The 16,404-nt window shown below is 69.6% G+C and carries 16 protein-coding genes; 5 read left to right on the forward strand and 11 right to left on the reverse strand.

The window, feature by feature from the left end; all coding sequences use genetic code 11:
• Positions 1 to 44: 44 nt before the first annotated feature.
• A complete protein-coding gene (gene rpsB / locus P0W64_RS22015; RefSeq protein ID WP_275482335.1) occupies positions 45 to 890 on the reverse strand; it encodes a 30S ribosomal protein S2 in 846 nt (281 codons plus the stop codon).
• A gap of 219 nt (positions 891 to 1,109) precedes the next feature.
• The gene (locus P0W64_RS22020) at positions 1,110 to 1,742 is read right to left on the reverse strand and encodes a TetR/AcrR family transcriptional regulator C-terminal domain-containing protein (RefSeq protein ID WP_275482336.1); all 633 of its coding nucleotides are present in this window, start codon (positions 1,740 to 1,742) and stop codon (positions 1,110 to 1,112) included.
• A gap of 59 nt (positions 1,743 to 1,801) precedes the next feature.
• On the opposite strand from P0W64_RS22020, the gene P0W64_RS22025 reads away from it, so the two are divergent.
• The 5 genes from P0W64_RS22025 to zwf all read left to right on the forward strand — a co-directional run bounded on the left by P0W64_RS22025 (position 1,802) and on the right by zwf (position 7,284).
• Positions 1,802 to 2,707 carry a zinc-binding dehydrogenase gene (locus P0W64_RS22025; RefSeq protein WP_275482338.1) on the forward strand — a complete coding sequence of 302 codons (906 nt, stop codon included), beginning with the start codon at positions 1,802 to 1,804 and terminating at the stop codon, positions 2,705 to 2,707.
• Between the two features lie 5 nt (positions 2,708 to 2,712).
• Positions 2,713 to 3,897 carry a multidrug effflux MFS transporter gene (locus P0W64_RS22030; protein WP_275482339.1) on the forward strand — a complete coding sequence of 395 codons (1,185 nt, stop codon included), beginning with the start codon at positions 2,713 to 2,715 and terminating at the stop codon, positions 3,895 to 3,897.
• 53 nt (positions 3,898 to 3,950) lie between these two features.
• Positions 3,951 to 5,078 carry a M48 family metallopeptidase gene (locus tag P0W64_RS22035; protein ID WP_275482341.1) on the forward strand — a complete coding sequence of 376 codons (1,128 nt, stop codon included), beginning with the start codon at positions 3,951 to 3,953 and terminating at the stop codon, positions 5,076 to 5,078.
• 65 nt (positions 5,079 to 5,143) lie between these two features.
• A complete protein-coding gene (locus tag P0W64_RS22040; RefSeq protein ID WP_275482342.1) occupies positions 5,144 to 5,662 on the forward strand; it encodes a M23 family metallopeptidase in 519 nt (172 codons plus the stop codon).
• A 116-nt stretch (positions 5,663 to 5,778) separates the two neighbouring features.
• Entirely contained in the window at positions 5,779 to 7,284 is a 1,506-nt protein-coding gene (gene zwf, locus P0W64_RS22045) for a glucose-6-phosphate dehydrogenase (RefSeq protein WP_275482353.1), read from the forward strand.
• A 66-nt stretch (positions 7,285 to 7,350) separates the two neighbouring features.
• Here the strand turns inward: zwf and P0W64_RS22050 are convergent, their stop codons facing one another.
• The 9 genes from P0W64_RS22050 to P0W64_RS22090 all read right to left on the reverse strand — a co-directional run.
• The gene (locus P0W64_RS22050) at positions 7,351 to 8,265 is read right to left on the reverse strand and encodes a tyrosine recombinase XerC (RefSeq protein ID WP_275482344.1); all 915 of its coding nucleotides are present in this window, start codon (positions 8,263 to 8,265) and stop codon (positions 7,351 to 7,353) included.
• A gap of 151 nt (positions 8,266 to 8,416) precedes the next feature.
• Complete coding sequence (gene dprA, locus P0W64_RS22055; RefSeq protein ID WP_275482345.1) at positions 8,417 to 9,658, reverse strand: DNA-processing protein DprA; 1,242 nt, start codon at positions 9,656 to 9,658, stop codon at positions 8,417 to 8,419.
• A 23-nt stretch (positions 9,659 to 9,681) separates the two neighbouring features.
• A complete protein-coding gene (locus P0W64_RS22060; protein ID WP_275482346.1) occupies positions 9,682 to 11,211 on the reverse strand; it encodes a YifB family Mg chelatase-like AAA ATPase in 1,530 nt (509 codons plus the stop codon).
• Complete coding sequence (locus tag P0W64_RS22065) at positions 11,211 to 11,570, reverse strand: YraN family protein (RefSeq protein ID WP_275482354.1); 360 nt, start codon at positions 11,568 to 11,570, stop codon at positions 11,211 to 11,213. The genes P0W64_RS22060 and P0W64_RS22065 overlap by 1 nt, the downstream gene beginning before the upstream one ends.
• A 152-nt stretch (positions 11,571 to 11,722) precedes the next feature.
• On the reverse strand, positions 11,723 to 12,409 hold the full coding sequence (locus P0W64_RS22070) for a hypothetical protein (RefSeq protein ID WP_275482348.1): 687 nt from the start codon (positions 12,407 to 12,409) through the stop codon (positions 11,723 to 11,725).
• 53 nt (positions 12,410 to 12,462) lie between these two features.
• On the reverse strand, positions 12,463 to 12,768 hold the full coding sequence (locus tag P0W64_RS22075; protein ID WP_275482349.1) for a DUF2469 domain-containing protein: 306 nt from the start codon (positions 12,766 to 12,768) through the stop codon (positions 12,463 to 12,465).
• 34 nt (positions 12,769 to 12,802) lie between these two features.
• Complete coding sequence (locus P0W64_RS22080; RefSeq protein WP_275482350.1) at positions 12,803 to 13,507, reverse strand: ribonuclease HII; 705 nt, start codon at positions 13,505 to 13,507, stop codon at positions 12,803 to 12,805.
• Between the two features lies 1 nt (position 13,508).
• The gene (gene lepB / locus P0W64_RS22085; protein ID WP_275482351.1) at positions 13,509 to 14,363 is read right to left on the reverse strand and encodes a signal peptidase I; all 855 of its coding nucleotides are present in this window, start codon (positions 14,361 to 14,363) and stop codon (positions 13,509 to 13,511) included.
• 79 nt (positions 14,364 to 14,442) lie between these two features.
• Positions 14,443 to 16,404: DUF3418 domain-containing protein (locus P0W64_RS22090; protein WP_275482352.1), on the reverse strand; the 1,962-nt coding region annotated here is incomplete at its 5' end.

Here is a 16,404-nt window from a genome sequence, read left to right on the forward strand (position 1 = left end):
GGGGGGGGGGGGGGCCCGCCCCCCCCACCGAAGTAACGGGAGGACTACTCCGCGGCGGCGGCCGGAGCCTCGGTGGCCTTGGCCTCGGCGGCCTCCGCCTCTCCGGCACCGGTGGCGGCCTGCGCCAGGAGCTCCTGCTCCCACTCGGCCAGCGGCTCGCCGTCGGCCGCGCCCTCGGGCTTCGCGTCGCCCGCGGAGGCGCCGGCGCGCGACTGCACGCCCTCGGCCACCGCAGATGCGACGACCTTGGTGAGCAGGGCGGCCGAGCGGATCGCGTCGTCGTTGCCCGGGATCGGGTAGTCGACCAGGTCGGGATCGCAGTTGGTGTCCAGGATCGCGATGACCGGGATGTTCAGCTTGCGAGCCTCGCCGACGGCGATGTGCTCCTTGTTGGTGTCCACGACCCAGATCGCCGACGGCACCTTGGCCATATCGCGGATACCGCCGAGGGTGCGCTCCAGCTTGTTCTTCTCACGCGTGAGCATGAGAATCTCCTTCTTGGTGCGCCCTTCGAAGCCGCCGGTCTGCTCCATGGTCTCCAGCTCCTTCATACGCTGAAGGCGCTTGTGGACCGTCTGGAAGTTGGTGAGCATGCCGCCCAGCCAGCGCTGGTTCACGTACGGCATGCCGACGCGGGTCGCCTCCTCGGCGATGGACTCCTGGGCCTGCTTCTTGGTGCCGACGAAGAGCACGGTGCCGCCATGGGCAACGGTCTCCTTGACGAACTCGTACGCCTTGTCGATGTACGTCAGCGTCTGCTGCAGGTCGATGATGTAGATGCCGTTGCGGTCGGTGAAGATGAACCGCTTCATCTTCGGGTTCCACCGGCGGGTCTGGTGCCCGAAGTGTGCGCCGCTGTCCAGCAGCTGCTTCATGGTGACGACAGCCATTCGTCACTCCTTGTCATATCGCAGTTGTTCACACCGCGTCCGCGTCCCTTTTTCGGGGCGAAGCACGGTGTCCTGGTGTCCAGCCCCGCCGCACCCCGTGAGGGACCGCGCGACGTGGGCACGCCCTGGGGCGCTGATGAACACGCGAAGTCACCCCGCCATCTGGACGGAGTGCGCCCGTCAGTCTACGCGGCAGCCGCTGCTCGGCGAAATCACGCGTCACGCCAGGCGGGCGGCCATACCGTCGACGAGGAAGCGCACCGCATCCGCGAACCGCTCGTCCGCACCGCCCCACGCCGTAGGACCCGAACGGTGGGCAAGCGGGTGGCGCTCGGGGTCGATGACGGAAGCCCGCAGCTCGGGGCGGTACGCCTCACGCACGGAACCGTCCGGTCCATACACCTCCTGCTCCTCGATGACGAAGCCGACGACCAGGTCGCGCAGCGTCGACCACGCGAGCGCTGCGTCGCGCTCCGCGAACCCGACGTCCACGAGCACGCGCAACGGCCGCTCGAGCTCGGCGATCACCTCCGGGTCGGTGAGCCGCGATCCGCTGAACACGCGGGCCCCGTCACGGTGGGCTCGCAGCACGGCGCGCAGATGCGCGGCGGAGTCGACGACGACGTCCCGCCACCCGGCCGTGCCGGGTTCGGGGTAGCCCGCGACGGCCCGCCTCATCAACTCGGTGGCCATCTCGTCGACGAGTGCCTTCTTGTCGGGGAGATGCCAGTACAGAGCGGGCGCCTTGACACCGAGCCGATCCGCGATGCGGCGAAGCGTGAGACCGTCCAGGCCCTGCTCGTCGAGCACCGACAGTGCAGTCGCCACGATATCGGGTCTGGTGAGCGCCATGGTCGACAGCTTAACGCCATTAAGGTACGTTTCGACTTAACATCGTTAAGGAGGCAGTCATGAAGGCAGCGATCACCACCCACCGCCAGTCGCCGGTCTGGGGCGAGGTCCCGGCCCCCGTTGCCGGACCAGCGACCGAGCGGGTCACCATGAGCGCGGTCGCGATCCACAACCTGGCCCGCGGCGTCGCGGACGGAACGCACTACTCGAGCCCGGCCGATCCGGGCGGGATCGCCGGTGTCGACGGCGTCGGCCGGACCGACGACGGCACGCGCGTATACGTGAACGCACGAGGCACCGTCGCCGAGCACCTGTACGTGCCGCGCGCGTCGCTGATTCCCGTGCCGGACGCCCTCTCGGATGCGCAGGCGGCGGCGGTCGTGAACGCCGCACTGTCGTCGTGGATGGCGCTGACCCTGCGCGCACGAGTCGAGCCGGGTCAGACGGTGCTCGTCCTGGGCGCGACCGGCGCCTCCGGCCGAGTCGCGGTGCCCCTCGCGCGGCACTTCGGCGCGAGGGTCGTCGCCGCCGGACGCAACCGCGACATCCTCCAGGCGGTGGGTGCGGACGCGACCATCGATCTCACACTCCCCGACGACGGCCTGCGGAACGCCTTGCGAGAGGAGAAGATCGACGTCGTGGTCGATTATCTGTGGGGCCGGCCAGCCGAGTCCGCACTGGTGGCGCTGGCCAAACGTGGACCGGCCGTGTACGTCGAGGTCGGGGCCGCGGCCGGCGCCACCGCGCAGGTGCCGGCCGCGCTGTTGCGTTCGACCGACGTACGGATCGTCGGCAGCGGGATCGGCTCCTTCTCGCGGGAACAGGCGCTCGCGGCGGCACCGGCGATGCTCTCGACGATCGTCGAGCTCGGCATCCGGATGGACGTCACGGCCCGCCCCGCGGCGGATATAGCGGGCGCGTGGACCGAGGACGTCGGGACGTCGCGGCTGGTGCTCACACTGTGAGGCCCGTGTCGGCGCGCACAGGGACGAACCGGCTCCGTCTCGCGCTGGTCCTCGGCGCACTGTCGGCGTTCGGCCCGATCACGACGGACCTGTACCTCCCATCTCTCCCCGAGGCCGCAAGCGATCTGCACGCATCGCAGCCCCAGATCCAGGTCACGCTCACAACGTGTCTCGTCGGGCTCGCGCTGGGGCAGCTCTTCATAGGCCCACTGTCCGACGCTGTAGGGCGGCGGCGACCGATGCTCGGCGGGGTCGCGGTGTTCGTGGTCGCTTCCCTGCTGTGTGCGCTGGCACCGACGGTGTACCTCCTCGACGCGTTCCGGCTGATTCAGGGCCTCGCCGGTTCTGCCGGGGTGGTGCTGTCTCTGGCCATAGTGCGCGACCTCTACTCGGGCGTGGACGCCGCCAAGCTCATCTCGAGCCTCATGGCCGTGGGTGGCATCGCGCCGATCCTCGCGCCGGTCGCCGGGGCGCAGTTGCTCCGGGTGATGGACTGGCGCGGGCTGTTCTACGTGCTCGCAGGCACCGGCGTGGTGTTGCTCGGGGCCGCCTGGCGGTGGATCCCTGAGTCCCTCCCCGCCGCGCGCCGCGCCGAGCTGCGGCTAAATCACCTCGCGGAGGCGGTCGGCACGCTCTCCCGGGATCCACGATTCGTGTGCCTGTCGATCGCGGGAGCGTTCGCGTTCGCCACACTGTTCTCCTACATCTCGACGTCGCCGTTCGTGTTCCAGGACGGCTACGGATTCACCGAAGCCCAGTTCGGCATCCTGTTCGCAGCGAACTCGGCCGGCCTGCTGTGCGTGAACCTGGCGGGCGGACGGCTGCTCGGCCGGGTCAGCCCGACGGCGACGCTGCGCGTCGCCCTGGCCGCGATGACCGCCGCCTGCGTTGCCATGCTGGTCGCCTCGGTCACCCTCGGGATGTGGGGCGTGATCGTGTGCCTGTTCCTGTCCGTGATGTGGGTGCCACTCACCCTGGCCACGCTCGCAGCGCTCGCACTCGACGACCACGGGGACGTCGCCGGCACGGCTTCCGCGCTGCTTGGTGCGCTGCGTTTCGCCGTGGGCGGCATCGCGGGCGCCGTCGCCGGCCTCGGCGGGGCCGACCCGACAGCGCTCGCCGTCGCGATGCTCGCGTGCTCGGTGGTGGCCGTCGTCGCCTTCCTGATCGCCAGGCGGACCGGATCGTGAGGGGCCTGCCGCGTTCCAAGCCGCCGCCAACCACCTGCCGTTAGCGTGGATTCATGACCGATCTTCCGGCCCGTATGTTCGTCGAATTCCCCGAGATCAGCACGCGCGCATGGGAGCACCCGTCCGATCGCGCGGCCCTCACGACCCTACGCAGCCTCAAAGGCTTCGACACGATACTCAAGACGCTCTCGGCGCTGCTGCGCGAGCGGCAGCACCGGCTGCTCTACCTCGGGTCCGCGATCCGCGTGGACGAGCGCCAGTTCCCAACGCTGCACGGACTGCGCGCGGATTGCGTCCGGACACTCGACTCCCCCACTGTCCCGGAGATGTTCGTGGCGCAGGATCCCCAGCCGAATGCGTTCACCATCGGCATGGACACGCCATTCATCGTCTTGACCTCCGGCCTGCTCGACCTGTTGAACGTCGAGGAACTACGCTTCGTAGTCGGCCACGAGCTGGGCCATGCGATGTCGGGCCACGCGGTGTACCGCACGATGCTCATGCACCTGATGCGGCTGGCGGCGAGCTTCGGCTGGATGCCCATCGGCGGATGGGCGCTACGCGCCGTGGTCGCCGCATTGCTCGAATGGCAACGCAAATCCGAGCTCTCGGGCGACCGTGCGGGCCTGCTGTGCGTCCAGGATCCCGACGTGGCACTCCGGTCGCACATGAAGATGGCAGGCGGCACCCGCCTCGACGAGATGGACACCCAGCGCTTTCTCGCACAGGCCGCCGACTACGAACGCACGGGCGACCTACGCGACGGTGTCCTCAAGCTGCTGAACCTCGAGCTGCAGACGCACCCGTTCGCGGTGCTGCGCGCCGCGGACCTCAACCGCTGGGTCGAGCGCGGCGCCTACGGGGCGATCCTCGGGGGTACCTATCCCCGCCGCGGCGACGACGCCGGTGCAGACATCGGGGACGACGTCCGCGATGCGGCCCGCTCGTACCGCACCGACTTCGATGCGTCCGGCGACCCGCTCGTGTCCACGCTGCGGGACATGGGCAACGCCGTCGGATCCGTAGCGGGCGCCGCCGCCGACGGCGTGACCGACCTGGGCCGCCGGTTCGGCCAATGGGCCCGCGGTGGCGGATCGGGCGGCAGGGGCGACTCGGGTTCAAGGGATTCGGGTACGGGCGACTCGGGCTCAGCAGATCACGATGGGGACGAGCCGGCCTAGAACGGCCGCGCACGCCCACTTCGGGGCGGCCGAAACCTGTCGGTGTTCCGAGCCAGGATCACCCCATGCGGCCGAAGATCCTGATCCTGTTGTTCCTGCTCGGCTGTGCCCCGCTGTCATGCGCCGCACCCGCCGCCGCCGCGGCCTACGCCTGGCCGCTCCGGCCGCGACCGCACGTGGCGCGGGAGTTCTCCGCGCCCGCGCAGCGCTGGGAGCGTGGGCACCGTGGGGTCGACCTGGAAGCGGCTGCCGGCCAGACGGTGTACGCGGCCGGGCCGGGCACCGTGCACTTCGTCGGCATCGTCGACGGCACGATGGTCGCGTCCGTACTCCACCCGAACGGGCTCCTCACCACCTACGAGCCACTCGCCGCGCCGGCCGTTGCGGTGGGCGACACCGTCGACGCCGGTAGCCCACTGGCGGCCGTCGCCGCCGGGCATCCGGGCTGCCCGGTCGAGGCATGCCTGCACTGGGGCCTACGTCGGGGCTCCGGACACGCAGCGCACTACTTCGACCCCCGCCTGCTGATCGGGTCCGCGCCGGTGCGGCTCCTGCCGCTCGGTGGCGACCCGCCGGAATCGTAGGTGACCAGCGCGTTCGGCTGATCGGTGACACTATGTCCGATGTGGACGACACGAATCCCACCGAACCGACCGACGTGACAGACGAAGAGGCGGATATCGAGGACGCCGCCGAGCGCCTGCGGACCGCGCAGACCATCGCCTATCCCAGCCCCGCAGCACGTTCCAACAAGCACCATCCCGAGGCCGACCCGACGGTCGTCGTGCTCTTCGGTGCGACCGGCGACCTCGCCCGCCGCAAGCTGCTGTGCGGGCTCGGCTACCTCGCCGTCTCCGAACTGACCGCGGACATGCGAGTGATCGGATCCTCGCTCGAGGACATGACGGACGAGCAGTTCCGCGACTTCGCGCGCACGTCGATCGAGGACGTAGGAGCGCGCAAGCTGACCGACGAACAGTGGGCGAGGTTCGCCCCGCTGCTGTCGTACGTGCCGCAGCCGAACGGAGCCGGGGCGTTGGCGGCGAAGGTCGCCGAGGCGGAATCGCAGATGGGTGGCAAACCCCGTCGGCTGCACTACATGTCCGTACCGCCTAAGGCCGCGGGTGCGGTGATCGACATGATCAAGGACGCGCACCTCGTCGACCGCTCGCGCGTGATCATGGAGAAGCCCTTCGGTGAGGACCTGGAGAGCGCCATCGCCCTCAATGCCGAGGTGCACCGGACTTTCAAGGAGCGGCAGATCTTCCGGATCGACCATTTCCTGGGCAAGGAGGCCGCGCAGAACATCCTCGCCTTCCGGTTCGCGAACGGCCTGTTCGAGCCGATCTGGAACCGCAACTTCATCGACCACGTGCAGATCGACATACCCGAGTCCCTCGGCCTCGACGCCCGTGCCGCGTTCTACGAGCCGACCGGCGCCTACAAGGACATGGTGGTCACGCACCTGTTCCAGGTGATGGCGTTCGTTGCCATGGAGTCGCCCACCGCCCTCGAGCCGCGCGCCATCTCGGAGGAGAAGAACAAGGTCTTCCGCTCACTGCAGCCCATCCGCCCGGAGGACGTCGTGCGCGGGCAGTACGCCGGCTACCGCGAGGAGCAGGGAGTCAACCCCGAGTCGGACACCGAGACCTTCATCGCGCTACGTGCCCGCATCGACAACTGGCGCTGGGCCGGTGTGCCGTTCTACCTGCGCACGGGCAAGAAGATGGCGGAGGGCATGCGGATCATCTCCATCGCCTTCAAGGAAGCCCCCAAGTCCATGTTCCCGTCTGGTTCCGGAATCGGTGCGCAGGGACCCGATCACCTGACCTTCGACCTGGCCGACGAGTCGAAGGTGTCGCTGTCCTTCTACGGCAAACGGCCCGGTCCGGGGATGCGGCTGGAGAAGCTCTCGATGCAGTTCTCGACCGAGGAGACCGGCCAGTCCGACGACGTGCTCGAGGCCTACGAACGCCTGATCCTCGATGCCATGCTGGGGGACCACACCCTGTTCAACACCGCGGACGGCATCGAATCCCTCTGGGAGCGGTCGATCCCGCTGCTGGACAACCCGCCGCCCGTGAAGCAGTACCCGCCCGGCTCGTGGGGCCCCAACTCGATCCACCAGCTGATCGCGCCGAACGCGTGGCGGCTGCCGTTCGAGCGGGCCTGGCGAGGCAAGAAGGAGAAGAACGACAACAGCTGATCCGATGGCACAGGCGCTCCCGTGCGGCCGCGCGGGCAGGCTGGCGGCCGGTCGGACCCGCGCCGGTCATGCCCGCGGATGCGCCTGTTCGTGTGCTGCGCGCAGCCGTGCGACCGAGACGTGGGTGTAGAGCTGCGTCGTGGCCAGCGAGCTGTGGCCGAGCAGCTCCTGCACGACACGTAGATCCGCCCCGCCCTCGAGCAGATGCGTCGCCGCGCTGTGACGTAATCCGTGCGGAGCGAGTTCCCTCGCACCGGGCACGCTCGATGTGACCTGATGGACGACGGTGCGCGCCGCGCGCGGATCGAGCCGGCCGCCGCGCACCCCGAGAAACAGTGCGCCTCCGGACTTCTCATTGACCAGCGCGGGGCGCCCCTCGGACAGCCAGCGGTCCACGGCAGCAGCGGCGGGCACACCATAGGGCACGACGCGCTCCTTGTCTCCTTTGCCGATGACGCGCACGACGCGACGCCCGGGTTCCACTCCGCCGACATCCAGTCCGCACAGCTCCGACACGCGAATCCCCGTGGCGTACAACAACTCCACGATCGCGTGGTCCCGCAGCGCCACCGGATCGCCCTCAGCCGCACCAGACGCGGCGTTCGCAAGCGCCGCCGACGCGTCCGATGCGGTCGCCACGGCGGGCAGGGTGCGCTGTGCGCGCGGCGCCCGCAGCCGCACTCCGGAGTCCGATTCGACGTGACCCGTCCGCGCCGCCCAGGCGGTGAACGTCCGCGCCGCCGAGGCCTGTCGTGCGAGTGTCGTGCGCGCGGCCCCGGCCGTGGCGCGCTCACCCAGCCATGCACGCAGCGTCTGCAGATCCAGCGCCTGGAGGCCGACCTCCCGTTCGGCCGCGAACGCCAGCAGCCCGCGCAGGTCGGCGAGGTATGCCCGCACGGTGTGCTCCGAACGCCCGCGCTCCAGCCGCAGGTACGTCTCGTACCCAGCTAGTGCGCATTCGATGTCCGGATCTGTGGTCACATGCCCCAGGGTAGTGCCGCACGGGAGGCAGACCGGATGACGACGCGGCGCGCGCCCGGTGGGGCAGCACCGTCCGTTCTCCGCCGGACGCGTTCCCCGGCACGTCTCCTATATGCGTCCCATGAACAACCTCCTCACGTGTACGCGGACATCACACCTCCCGTTCGCGGTCTCCACGACGCACGAGGCGCCACCGTGCACCGGCCGGCTCCACCAGTTCGCGCAGCTCGAGCACTGTCAGCGCCGCACGCACCGACGCGGGCGGCTGTCCCGATCTCCTAGCGAGTTCGGACACACCGAGCTCGGAACGGGCCGGAAACGCGTCGTGCACCTGCAACTGCGCTGGCGTCAGGCCGTCGGTCGGGCGAGCGGGGGCCTCTGGTTGGGGCGCCATCTCCCCCGCGGCGCCACACCTGAAGACCACGTCGGCTGCCGAGGTCACCAACTCTGCTCCATCACGGATCAACGTATGGCACGTGACCGACGTGGCGGTCGTGACAGGCCCCGGCACGGCGCACACAGGAAGCGAGCGCCGCGCCGCCCACGACGCCGTGTTCCTGGTCCCCGAGCGAAGCCCCGCCTCCACCACCACAACACCCCGAGTAGCGCACGCCACCAATCGGTTCCGGTTGAGGAATCGGTGCCGACCCGGGGGCGTACCGGGCGGGTACTCACTCACGAGGGCGCCCCGCTCCCCCATCGCCCGGAACAACTGCGCATGTCCAGCGGGATAGGGCCGGTCGACGCCCGCACCTAGGATCGCCACCGTGGCCCCGCCCGACGCGAGAGCGCCGCGATGCGCAGCCGCGTCGATCCCGTAAGCTCCGCCCGATACAACCGTAAACCCCTGGGCCGCAAGGTCTCCTGCGAACCAGCGCGCGACGTGCTCGCCATACGACGACGGTGCCCGGGTCCCCACCAGGGCCACGGCACGATCCAAGAGCTCGTCGAGCCGGCCCGCGCCCACGACCCACAGCGCGAACGGCCGCAGCTCCCGCCACTCGTCGTCGTGCCCGCCGTCCGGCGGCCGCACGCGCTCGGCGAGGGGGTGCAGCGCCCACGCCGGCCATTCCGGATCCTCGGGGACTACGAGGCGACCGCCGAGGCGCGCCACGTGGCGTAGGTCTGCGTCCGCCCTGTCGAGTGGGTCACCGCCGCTGCACAGATCCTCGACCCGCGCGGCCGTGGCCGAGACGAGCGCCTCGAAACCCGGTGGCGGCAGCCCCCGGCACAGCATGTCCGCCGTCTCGACGGCGCCGAACTCGTCGATCAACCCGCGCATCGCAGCGCTGGGTGCCTCGACCAACCTTGTCAGGAGCGCATAGGCGCGCCGAGCATCATCGATGCCGCCCCCACCCGCGTCGTTGCCACTACCTGCCTTCTGCTCCCCCACGACTCCCCTCCTGCCGTCGTACGTCAGGTCCACCCGCGGTCGCGGAAGGACAGCGCCTCGTACACCTCGGCCTCGCCCGGCGCGTCCATACCGCGCAGGTCGCCGATCGTCCACGCGACCCGCAGCGTCCGATCCGCACCGCGCGCGGTCAATCTCCCCTCCCGCAGGAACGCCTCGACCGGCTTCAAGGCCGCGGGTGCGAGCCTGTACCTACGCCGCAGTGCCGCTCCGGGCACCTCCGCATTCGTGATCCAGCCGTCGGCCGACCATCTCTCGCATGCAGCGCGCCGTGCCGCCTCGACGCGGGCCCGGATGGCGCCGCTCGCCTCGGACGAGCCTGCGAATCCGTCGTCCCCGCGCAGCGCCTCGTTGCCCGGCGGCTCCATCCGCACCCGCAGGTCGACGCGGTCGAGCAGCGGGCCGGACAGCCTGCCGAGGTATCGTCGGCGCACGGTCGAGCTACATGTGCAGTCGCTGTCACGGGCAGGCGCACATGGGCATGGGTTGGCCGCGAGTACCAGTTGGAAACGCGCGGGGTATGTGACCACACCGTCGCGCCGGGCCAACCGGATCGCACCCTCCTCGAGCGGGGTCCGCAAAGCCTCCAACGACTTCGGCGACATCTCCGGGCACTCGTCCAGGAAGAGCACGCCGCGGTGGGCCAGCGATACGGCACCAGGCCGCGCCAGCCCGCTGCCTCCCCCGACCAGCGCGGGCACCGAGGACGTCTGATGGGGTGCGACGAACGGCGGCACCCGCAACAGGGGGCGATCCGCCGGCAACGCGCCCGCGATCGAATGGATTGCGCTGACCTCCAACGCCTCCCGCTCGCCGAGGGCGGGGAGGATCCCGGGCAGACGCGACGCCAGCATCGTCTTCCCGATCCCAGGCGGCCCTGTGAGCAGCAGATGATGCGCGCCGGCCGCCGCGACCTCGAGCGCGTACTTGGCCTCGTCCTGGCCCGCGACGTCCGCGAGATCGGGGCCCAGCAGGGCCTCGTCGGGCACCGGAGGCGGCCCCGGCTCCGCCAACCGGGCCTCGCCACGCAGCCAATCCGCGACCTCGCCCAGATGAGCCGCGCCCAATACCTCGAGACCGTCTACAAGGCCGGCCTCCCCCAGATCCTCGGCCGGCACGATCACCCGTGCGAACCCACCGCTGCGCGCCGCGAGCGTGGCGGGCAGGATCCCGCGGACATGACGCACACGGCCGTCGAGCGCGAGCTCACCCAACAACGCCGTGCCGCGGAGCCGATCGGCCGGGACCTTGCCATCCGCCCGCAATATCGCCACGGCCATGGGTAGGTCGTAGACCGAACCGATCTTGCGCAGGGTCGCCGGCGAGAGGGCGATCGTCACCCTCGTGTCGGGAAACTTGTTGCCCAGATTGGATATCGCCGACCTGATCCGGTCCCGCGACTCGCGGAGCACCGCGTCGGGCAGCCCCACCAGAGTGACGCCGGGCAGGCCCGGACTGATGCAGCACTCGATCTCCACGACGGCGCCGTCGACGCCCACCACCGCCACCGAGTGCACCCGGCCCAAACCCGCCATCAGGCGACGGCTTCGCGGTGCTCCAGTGTGATCGGGCCGCCCGGAGGCGCGAACACCTCGATCACGTCGATCCGCACGCGCGCGAACCGCTGTGAATGCGCGAGCAGCCACTGCGCGGTCAGTGCCCGCAACTGCGCCACCTTCCGCGGTGTCACGGCGTCGAATCCCGAGCCGTACCCGCTGCCCGAGCGGGTCTTCACCTCGACCACGGCGAGCGTGCCGTCGACGGCGAGCGCCACCACGTCGAGCTCACCTCGCAACCCGCCACCTGAGAACCGCCAGTTGCGGTCCACCACCTTCCAGCCCCGACCGGTGAGGTACTCGCAGGCGGTGTCCTCACCCGACTTCCCCAGCGTCATCCTGTCCACACCACAACTATGACGGGCGGTGCGGGTATGAATTCCGTTGGTGTACAGGGTTATCCACAGAGATATGTATGGTCACCGCACGATGCACAGGGTCGGCCGCGAGAACGGCGACATATCGGGGTCGCCTGGTAGGTTCGCGACGTCTACCGGCCACCGCCGTCTCGAATCGCGTGCAGCGAGCGGAAAGCCATACCCGATACCGCGGAAACCACGTCGGCGGACGCGCCGGACACCGTGATGACGTACGGCTGTCCGTCGTAGATCAGCGTGCGCTCCGCCCCGCCCGACGAGTCGGTGGTCAGCTGCGAGAGCCCGTACCGATCGCCACCCACGAGCCACTGCTCCCGTGCCTTCCCGCGCGGAACGGCCTGCGCACTCGCGTACCGTTCGACGTCTACCGTGACTCGCGCCGTCGGCCAGGAGCACTCGACGGCCTCGGCGGAACTCCGCGCTCGGTCGGTCTGCGGCGCCGACCCGCACGACCGGCCTGCCACCGTCTTCCCGTTCAGGTCGTGCAGGGCGGGTGCGATCCAGGTGAGCCCCTCGACGCCGACGATGGGGGTGCACTGGCCCTTCGTTCCGCGCTCCCCGTTCCAGCAGTGGAACGACGAGCGGAGATACACCCAGTAGGCGCCGCCCGCGGTGAGCGCCAGCACGACCACCAGGGCGCCGATCGCTACCACCCAGCGCAGTGTGTCGCGCGAGTCCCGGCCGACCCACAGCTGCCAACCGGCCGGCGGATCGGGCCACGACGGATCAGGCTGCCAGCCCGGCTCCGGGCGCCACCCCTTGGGCACCGGAGGCCAATTCGGCGGCGGATTGAAACGCATGCGCGAAGCGTACTAAAGGCCACGCGCGAACGATCGGCTACGCTTGGCCGAGGTCAGTCCGGTAGCCGCAGCTCAGGCTTGTCCAGCTCTTCGATGTTGACGTCCTTGAACGTCACGACACGGGCGCGCTTGAGGAAGCGTGCCGGCCGGTACATGTCCCACACCCAGGCGTCGGTCATCAGCACCTCGAAGTAGACCTCGCCGTCCGCGTTCCGCGGCACGATGTCGACCCCGTTGGCCAGATAGAATCGCCGCTCGGTCTCGACCACGTAGGTGAACTGGCTCAGCACATCCTTGTACTCGCGGTACATGGACAGCTCCATCGCGTTCTCGTACTTCTCGAGATCCTCCGCGCTCACCATCGTCCTCCTCTCGCTCGGCGACCGATCCACTCTATCGCGCAGCGGCACCGCCGACCGTGAGCACCGCCGCCCGGGCGTGCTGCGCCTCGAGCGCCGCTCGCACGTTCTGGTATCGCATCCGGTGCTGGCTACTCGGCCCCAACTCGTCGAGCGCCTCCATGTGGACCGCCGTCGAGTACCCCTTATGCACCGCGAACCCGTATCCCGGGAAGTGGTCGTCGAGCTCCACCATCACGCGGTCGCGCGTCACCTTCGCCAGGACGCTGGCCGCGGCGATACAGGCGGCGGACGCGTCGCCGCCGATCACCGGCAGTGACGGCACTGCCAAACCCGGAACCCGGAACCCGTCGATGAGTACGTAACCGGGCGACACGTCGAGTGCCGCGACGGCACGCCGCATTCCCTCGATGTTCGCGACGTGTACGCCGATCCGATCGATCTCCGGAGCCGGTATCGACACCACCGACCAGCTCAGCGCGTACTTCACGATCTTCGGATAGAGCTTCTCGCGCGCAGCCTCGGTGAGCTTCTTGGAGTCGTTGAGTTCCTTGAGCGAGCCGATGGCGTGCGGCGCCAGTACACACGCCGCCACCGTCATAGGCCCGGCGCACGCCCCGCGACCGGCCTCGTCGACACCCGCCACCGGCCCCAAACCGGCCCTGCCGAGCACCTGCTCCAGCGTCCGGAGCCCCGACGACGAGCGGACCACCGGTCGCGGGGGCCATCCCGCACCCACCTCAGGCCTGCGGGTTCACCGCGTGGACCACCTGCCAGCGGCCGACGGGCCAGACGACGGCGACCACCTTGCCGCGGATATCGGCCTTGGGCACCGTGCCCTGGTACTGGTCTTCGATGTGGAATCGCGAGTCCGCGGAGTTCATCCGGTTGTCGCCCATCACGAACACGTTGCCCGACGGGACCTTGATCGGCCCGAACGGCGTGCCCCAACAGGGGTCCTGCCGTGCCGCCTGCTTCGCCGTCTCCGCGAGATAGGGCTCCGATATCTTCTTGCCATCGACCGTGACGCCCTGTCCGTCCACACACTGGATCGTCTGGCCGCCGGTCGCGATGACCCGCTTGACGAGGTCGTTCTCGTTGGGTGGCTGGAGCCCGACGAGGGAAAGCGCCTCCTGGAACCCGCGCACCACGGTGTTGGACGAGCGCACACTGGGCGCGCCCTCGATGTTCCACGAGTCCGATGGACCCTTGAACACGATCACATCGCCGGGCTCCGGATCGGACGCGTAGTAGCTGATCTTCTGCGTGACGATGCGATCGCCGGTACAGCCCTGGCATCCGACGAGCGTGGGCTCCATGGACTCCGACGGCACGTACCACTGGTGGCCTACGAAGTTCTGCAGGAGGAAGGACAGGATTCCGGCGATCACGAGGACCCCGAGCACCTCGACGAACCAGTTGGTCTTCTTGCCCTGCTTCTTCTTTCCGGACTTCTTCGCCGACCGCTTGACGCGCGTCGCGCCGCCCGCGGATGTCTCGTCGCTCGCGCTCGTCTCGTCGCTCGCGCCCTGGGCGGCGGAAGGCTCGGCTGCGTCGTCGACGGGGCGCTCGTCGGGGGCGTCGGACTCTGGCACGCGTCCACAGTACAGATACGGCGGAGGGGGGGGGGGGCGCCCCCCCGGGGGGGGGGGGGGGGTGCTGCCCCCCACGACGTCACGCCTGGCGCAATGCGGTCACCCGCTGCGCCAGCTTCTTCGCCGAGATGCCGGTGCGCGCACCCAGCTCCTGCGCGAACAGTGACACCCGCAGCTCTTCCAGATCCCAGCGCAGCGCCTGCCATTGCGGGCGCTCGCGCAGTCCCTGCTGCTCCCCCGCTTCCAGCGCTTCCAGGAACGGATGCAGTTCCAGCATGCGTGCCTGGTCACGTGGCGGATCACGCTTGGCGCGCTCTGTGCGCAGGATCATCGCCTTCAGATAGCGCGGGTACTGTGCCAGCGCGTCAGCCGGCGTATCGCGCAGGAAGCCGGGATGGATCAGGCCGACCAGCTGCGCTTCCATGTCGTCCAGATTGCCGCGCGCCCAGCCCATCAACGGTGCTTCCAGCATCGGCTTCAGTTCCGCCACCAGGGCCAGGATGGTCTCGGCCAGTTTCAGCCGCGACATGGCCTCGCCGAACAACGCCTTGGCCGCATGCTCACGGCGCTGTTCGAAGGCCGCCGCATCGCGGATGTCTTCCAGGCCCTCGGCCAGCACCGCGTTCATCGCCGCATCGACCAGGTCACCACGCAGGCGCTCCTGCGACTCGATCGCCGCATACAACAGGCCGGTCTTGGCACCGACCGGCAGCTGCTTGCGTGCCTGCTTCACCTTCTCGGCCAGGGCAATCTCCAGCAGACGGCGCACGCCCAGCGGATGGGCCTCCAGCGCCTGCTGGCGATCGGCGAAGATGCGCAGCGCCACGCTGTCGCCCTCGTCCAGCAGCGCCGGATAAGCCGGCACGCCCGCTTCACCGGGTACCTGCAGCGGAATCGGCGTGGCCGGGAACGTGCGAAGGCCATCGGCGGCCATCTCGCGCCCAGCGCGTGCAGCGAAGGCATCGCCGGCACGACCACCGAATTTCGCGCGCAGTGCGTCCAGATCGCGCGAGGTCGCCAGCACCTTGCCCTGCTCGTCGCGCAGCCGCAGGTTCATGTGCAGGTGCGGTTCGATCGAACCAGGCTCGAAATCGAGCGCGGTCACCGTTGCGCCGGTCGCACGTGACAGGAAGCGCGCCAGTTCGCCGGTAATGGCATCGGCGCTGGGCTGCGGGAACGCCTCGTAGAACGCGCGGCCGAAGTCCGGTGCCGGCACGTAGTTGCGGCGCATCGCCTTGGGCAGGCTGCGGATCAGTGCCGAGGCCTTGTCGGCGACGAAACCCGGCGCCAGCCAGCCCAGTTGCACCGGGTCCAGCGCGTTGAGCAGATGCAGCGGCACATCCAGGGTGACGCCGTCGTCGTCGGCACCCGGTTCGAAGCGGTAATGCAGCGGCAGGCGCGCCTGGCCCAGCGGCAGGTACTTCGGGTAACGCTCCTGTTCGCTGCCCTCACCCGGCAACAGATCGACCAGCGACCAGTGCAGGGTCTTGCGCTGTTCCGGCGCCAGCCCCTTCCACCAGGTATCCAGCCCCGCGGCCGAATGGATCTGCGGCGGCACCCTGTCCAGGTACCAGCGCGCCTGCCAGTCCTCGTCGGCAACGATGCCAGCACGGCGCAGCTTGGCTTCTTCCTCGCGGGCGATCTCCAGCACTTTCTGGTTGTCGGCCACGAAGCTGGCGCGTGTGTTGATCTCGCCGGTCACCAGCGCCTGGCGCACGAAGATGTCATGCGCTTCGCCCGGTTCGATGCGGCCGTAGTGCACCGGCTTTTTCGGCGCCAGCACCAGGCCGAACAGGCTGATCTGCTCGGAGGCCAGCACCTGGCCCTGCGCGCGCGACCAGTGCGGGTCGAAGTGCTTGCGCAGCAGCAGGTGCGGCAACTCGGCGATGACCCAGTCCGGCTCGATCGCGGCCAGGGTCATGCCCCACACCTTCTGCGTATCCAGCAGGTTGGCCACCAGCAGCCACGGCGGCGGCCGCTTGGACAGCGCCGAACCCGGGAACGGCAGGAAGCGACGCTGGCGCGGCGCCTGGAAATCGCC

It is taken from the genome of Tsukamurella sp. 8F (assembly GCF_029167375.1).
Lineage (GTDB): Bacteria > Actinomycetota > Actinomycetes > Mycobacteriales > Mycobacteriaceae > Tsukamurella.

Excerpts from the sequence above, each read along its gene's own strand:
- rpsB (WP_275482335.1), bottom strand. The coding sequence starts at position 890 with ATGGCTGTCGTCACCATGAAGCAGCTGCTGGACAGCGGCGCACACTTC.
- P0W64_RS22020 (WP_275482336.1), bottom strand. The coding sequence starts at position 1,742 with ATGGCGCTCACCAGACCCGATATCGTGGCGACTGCACTGTCGGTGCTC.
- P0W64_RS22025 (WP_275482338.1), top strand. The coding sequence starts at position 1,802 with ATGAAGGCAGCGATCACCACCCACCGCCAGTCGCCGGTCTGGGGCGAG.
- P0W64_RS22035 (WP_275482341.1), top strand. The coding sequence starts at position 3,951 with ATGACCGATCTTCCGGCCCGTATGTTCGTCGAATTCCCCGAGATCAGC.
- P0W64_RS22040 (WP_275482342.1), top strand. The coding sequence starts at position 5,144 with ATGCGGCCGAAGATCCTGATCCTGTTGTTCCTGCTCGGCTGTGCCCCG.
- P0W64_RS22060 (WP_275482346.1), bottom strand. The coding sequence starts at position 11,211 with ATGGCGGGTTTGGGCCGGGTGCACTCGGTGGCGGTGGTGGGCGTCGAC.
- P0W64_RS22065 (WP_275482354.1), bottom strand. The coding sequence starts at position 11,570 with ATGACGCTGGGGAAGTCGGGTGAGGACACCGCCTGCGAGTACCTCACC.
- P0W64_RS22070 (WP_275482348.1), bottom strand. The coding sequence starts at position 12,409 with ATGCGTTTCAATCCGCCGCCGAATTGGCCTCCGGTGCCCAAGGGGTGG.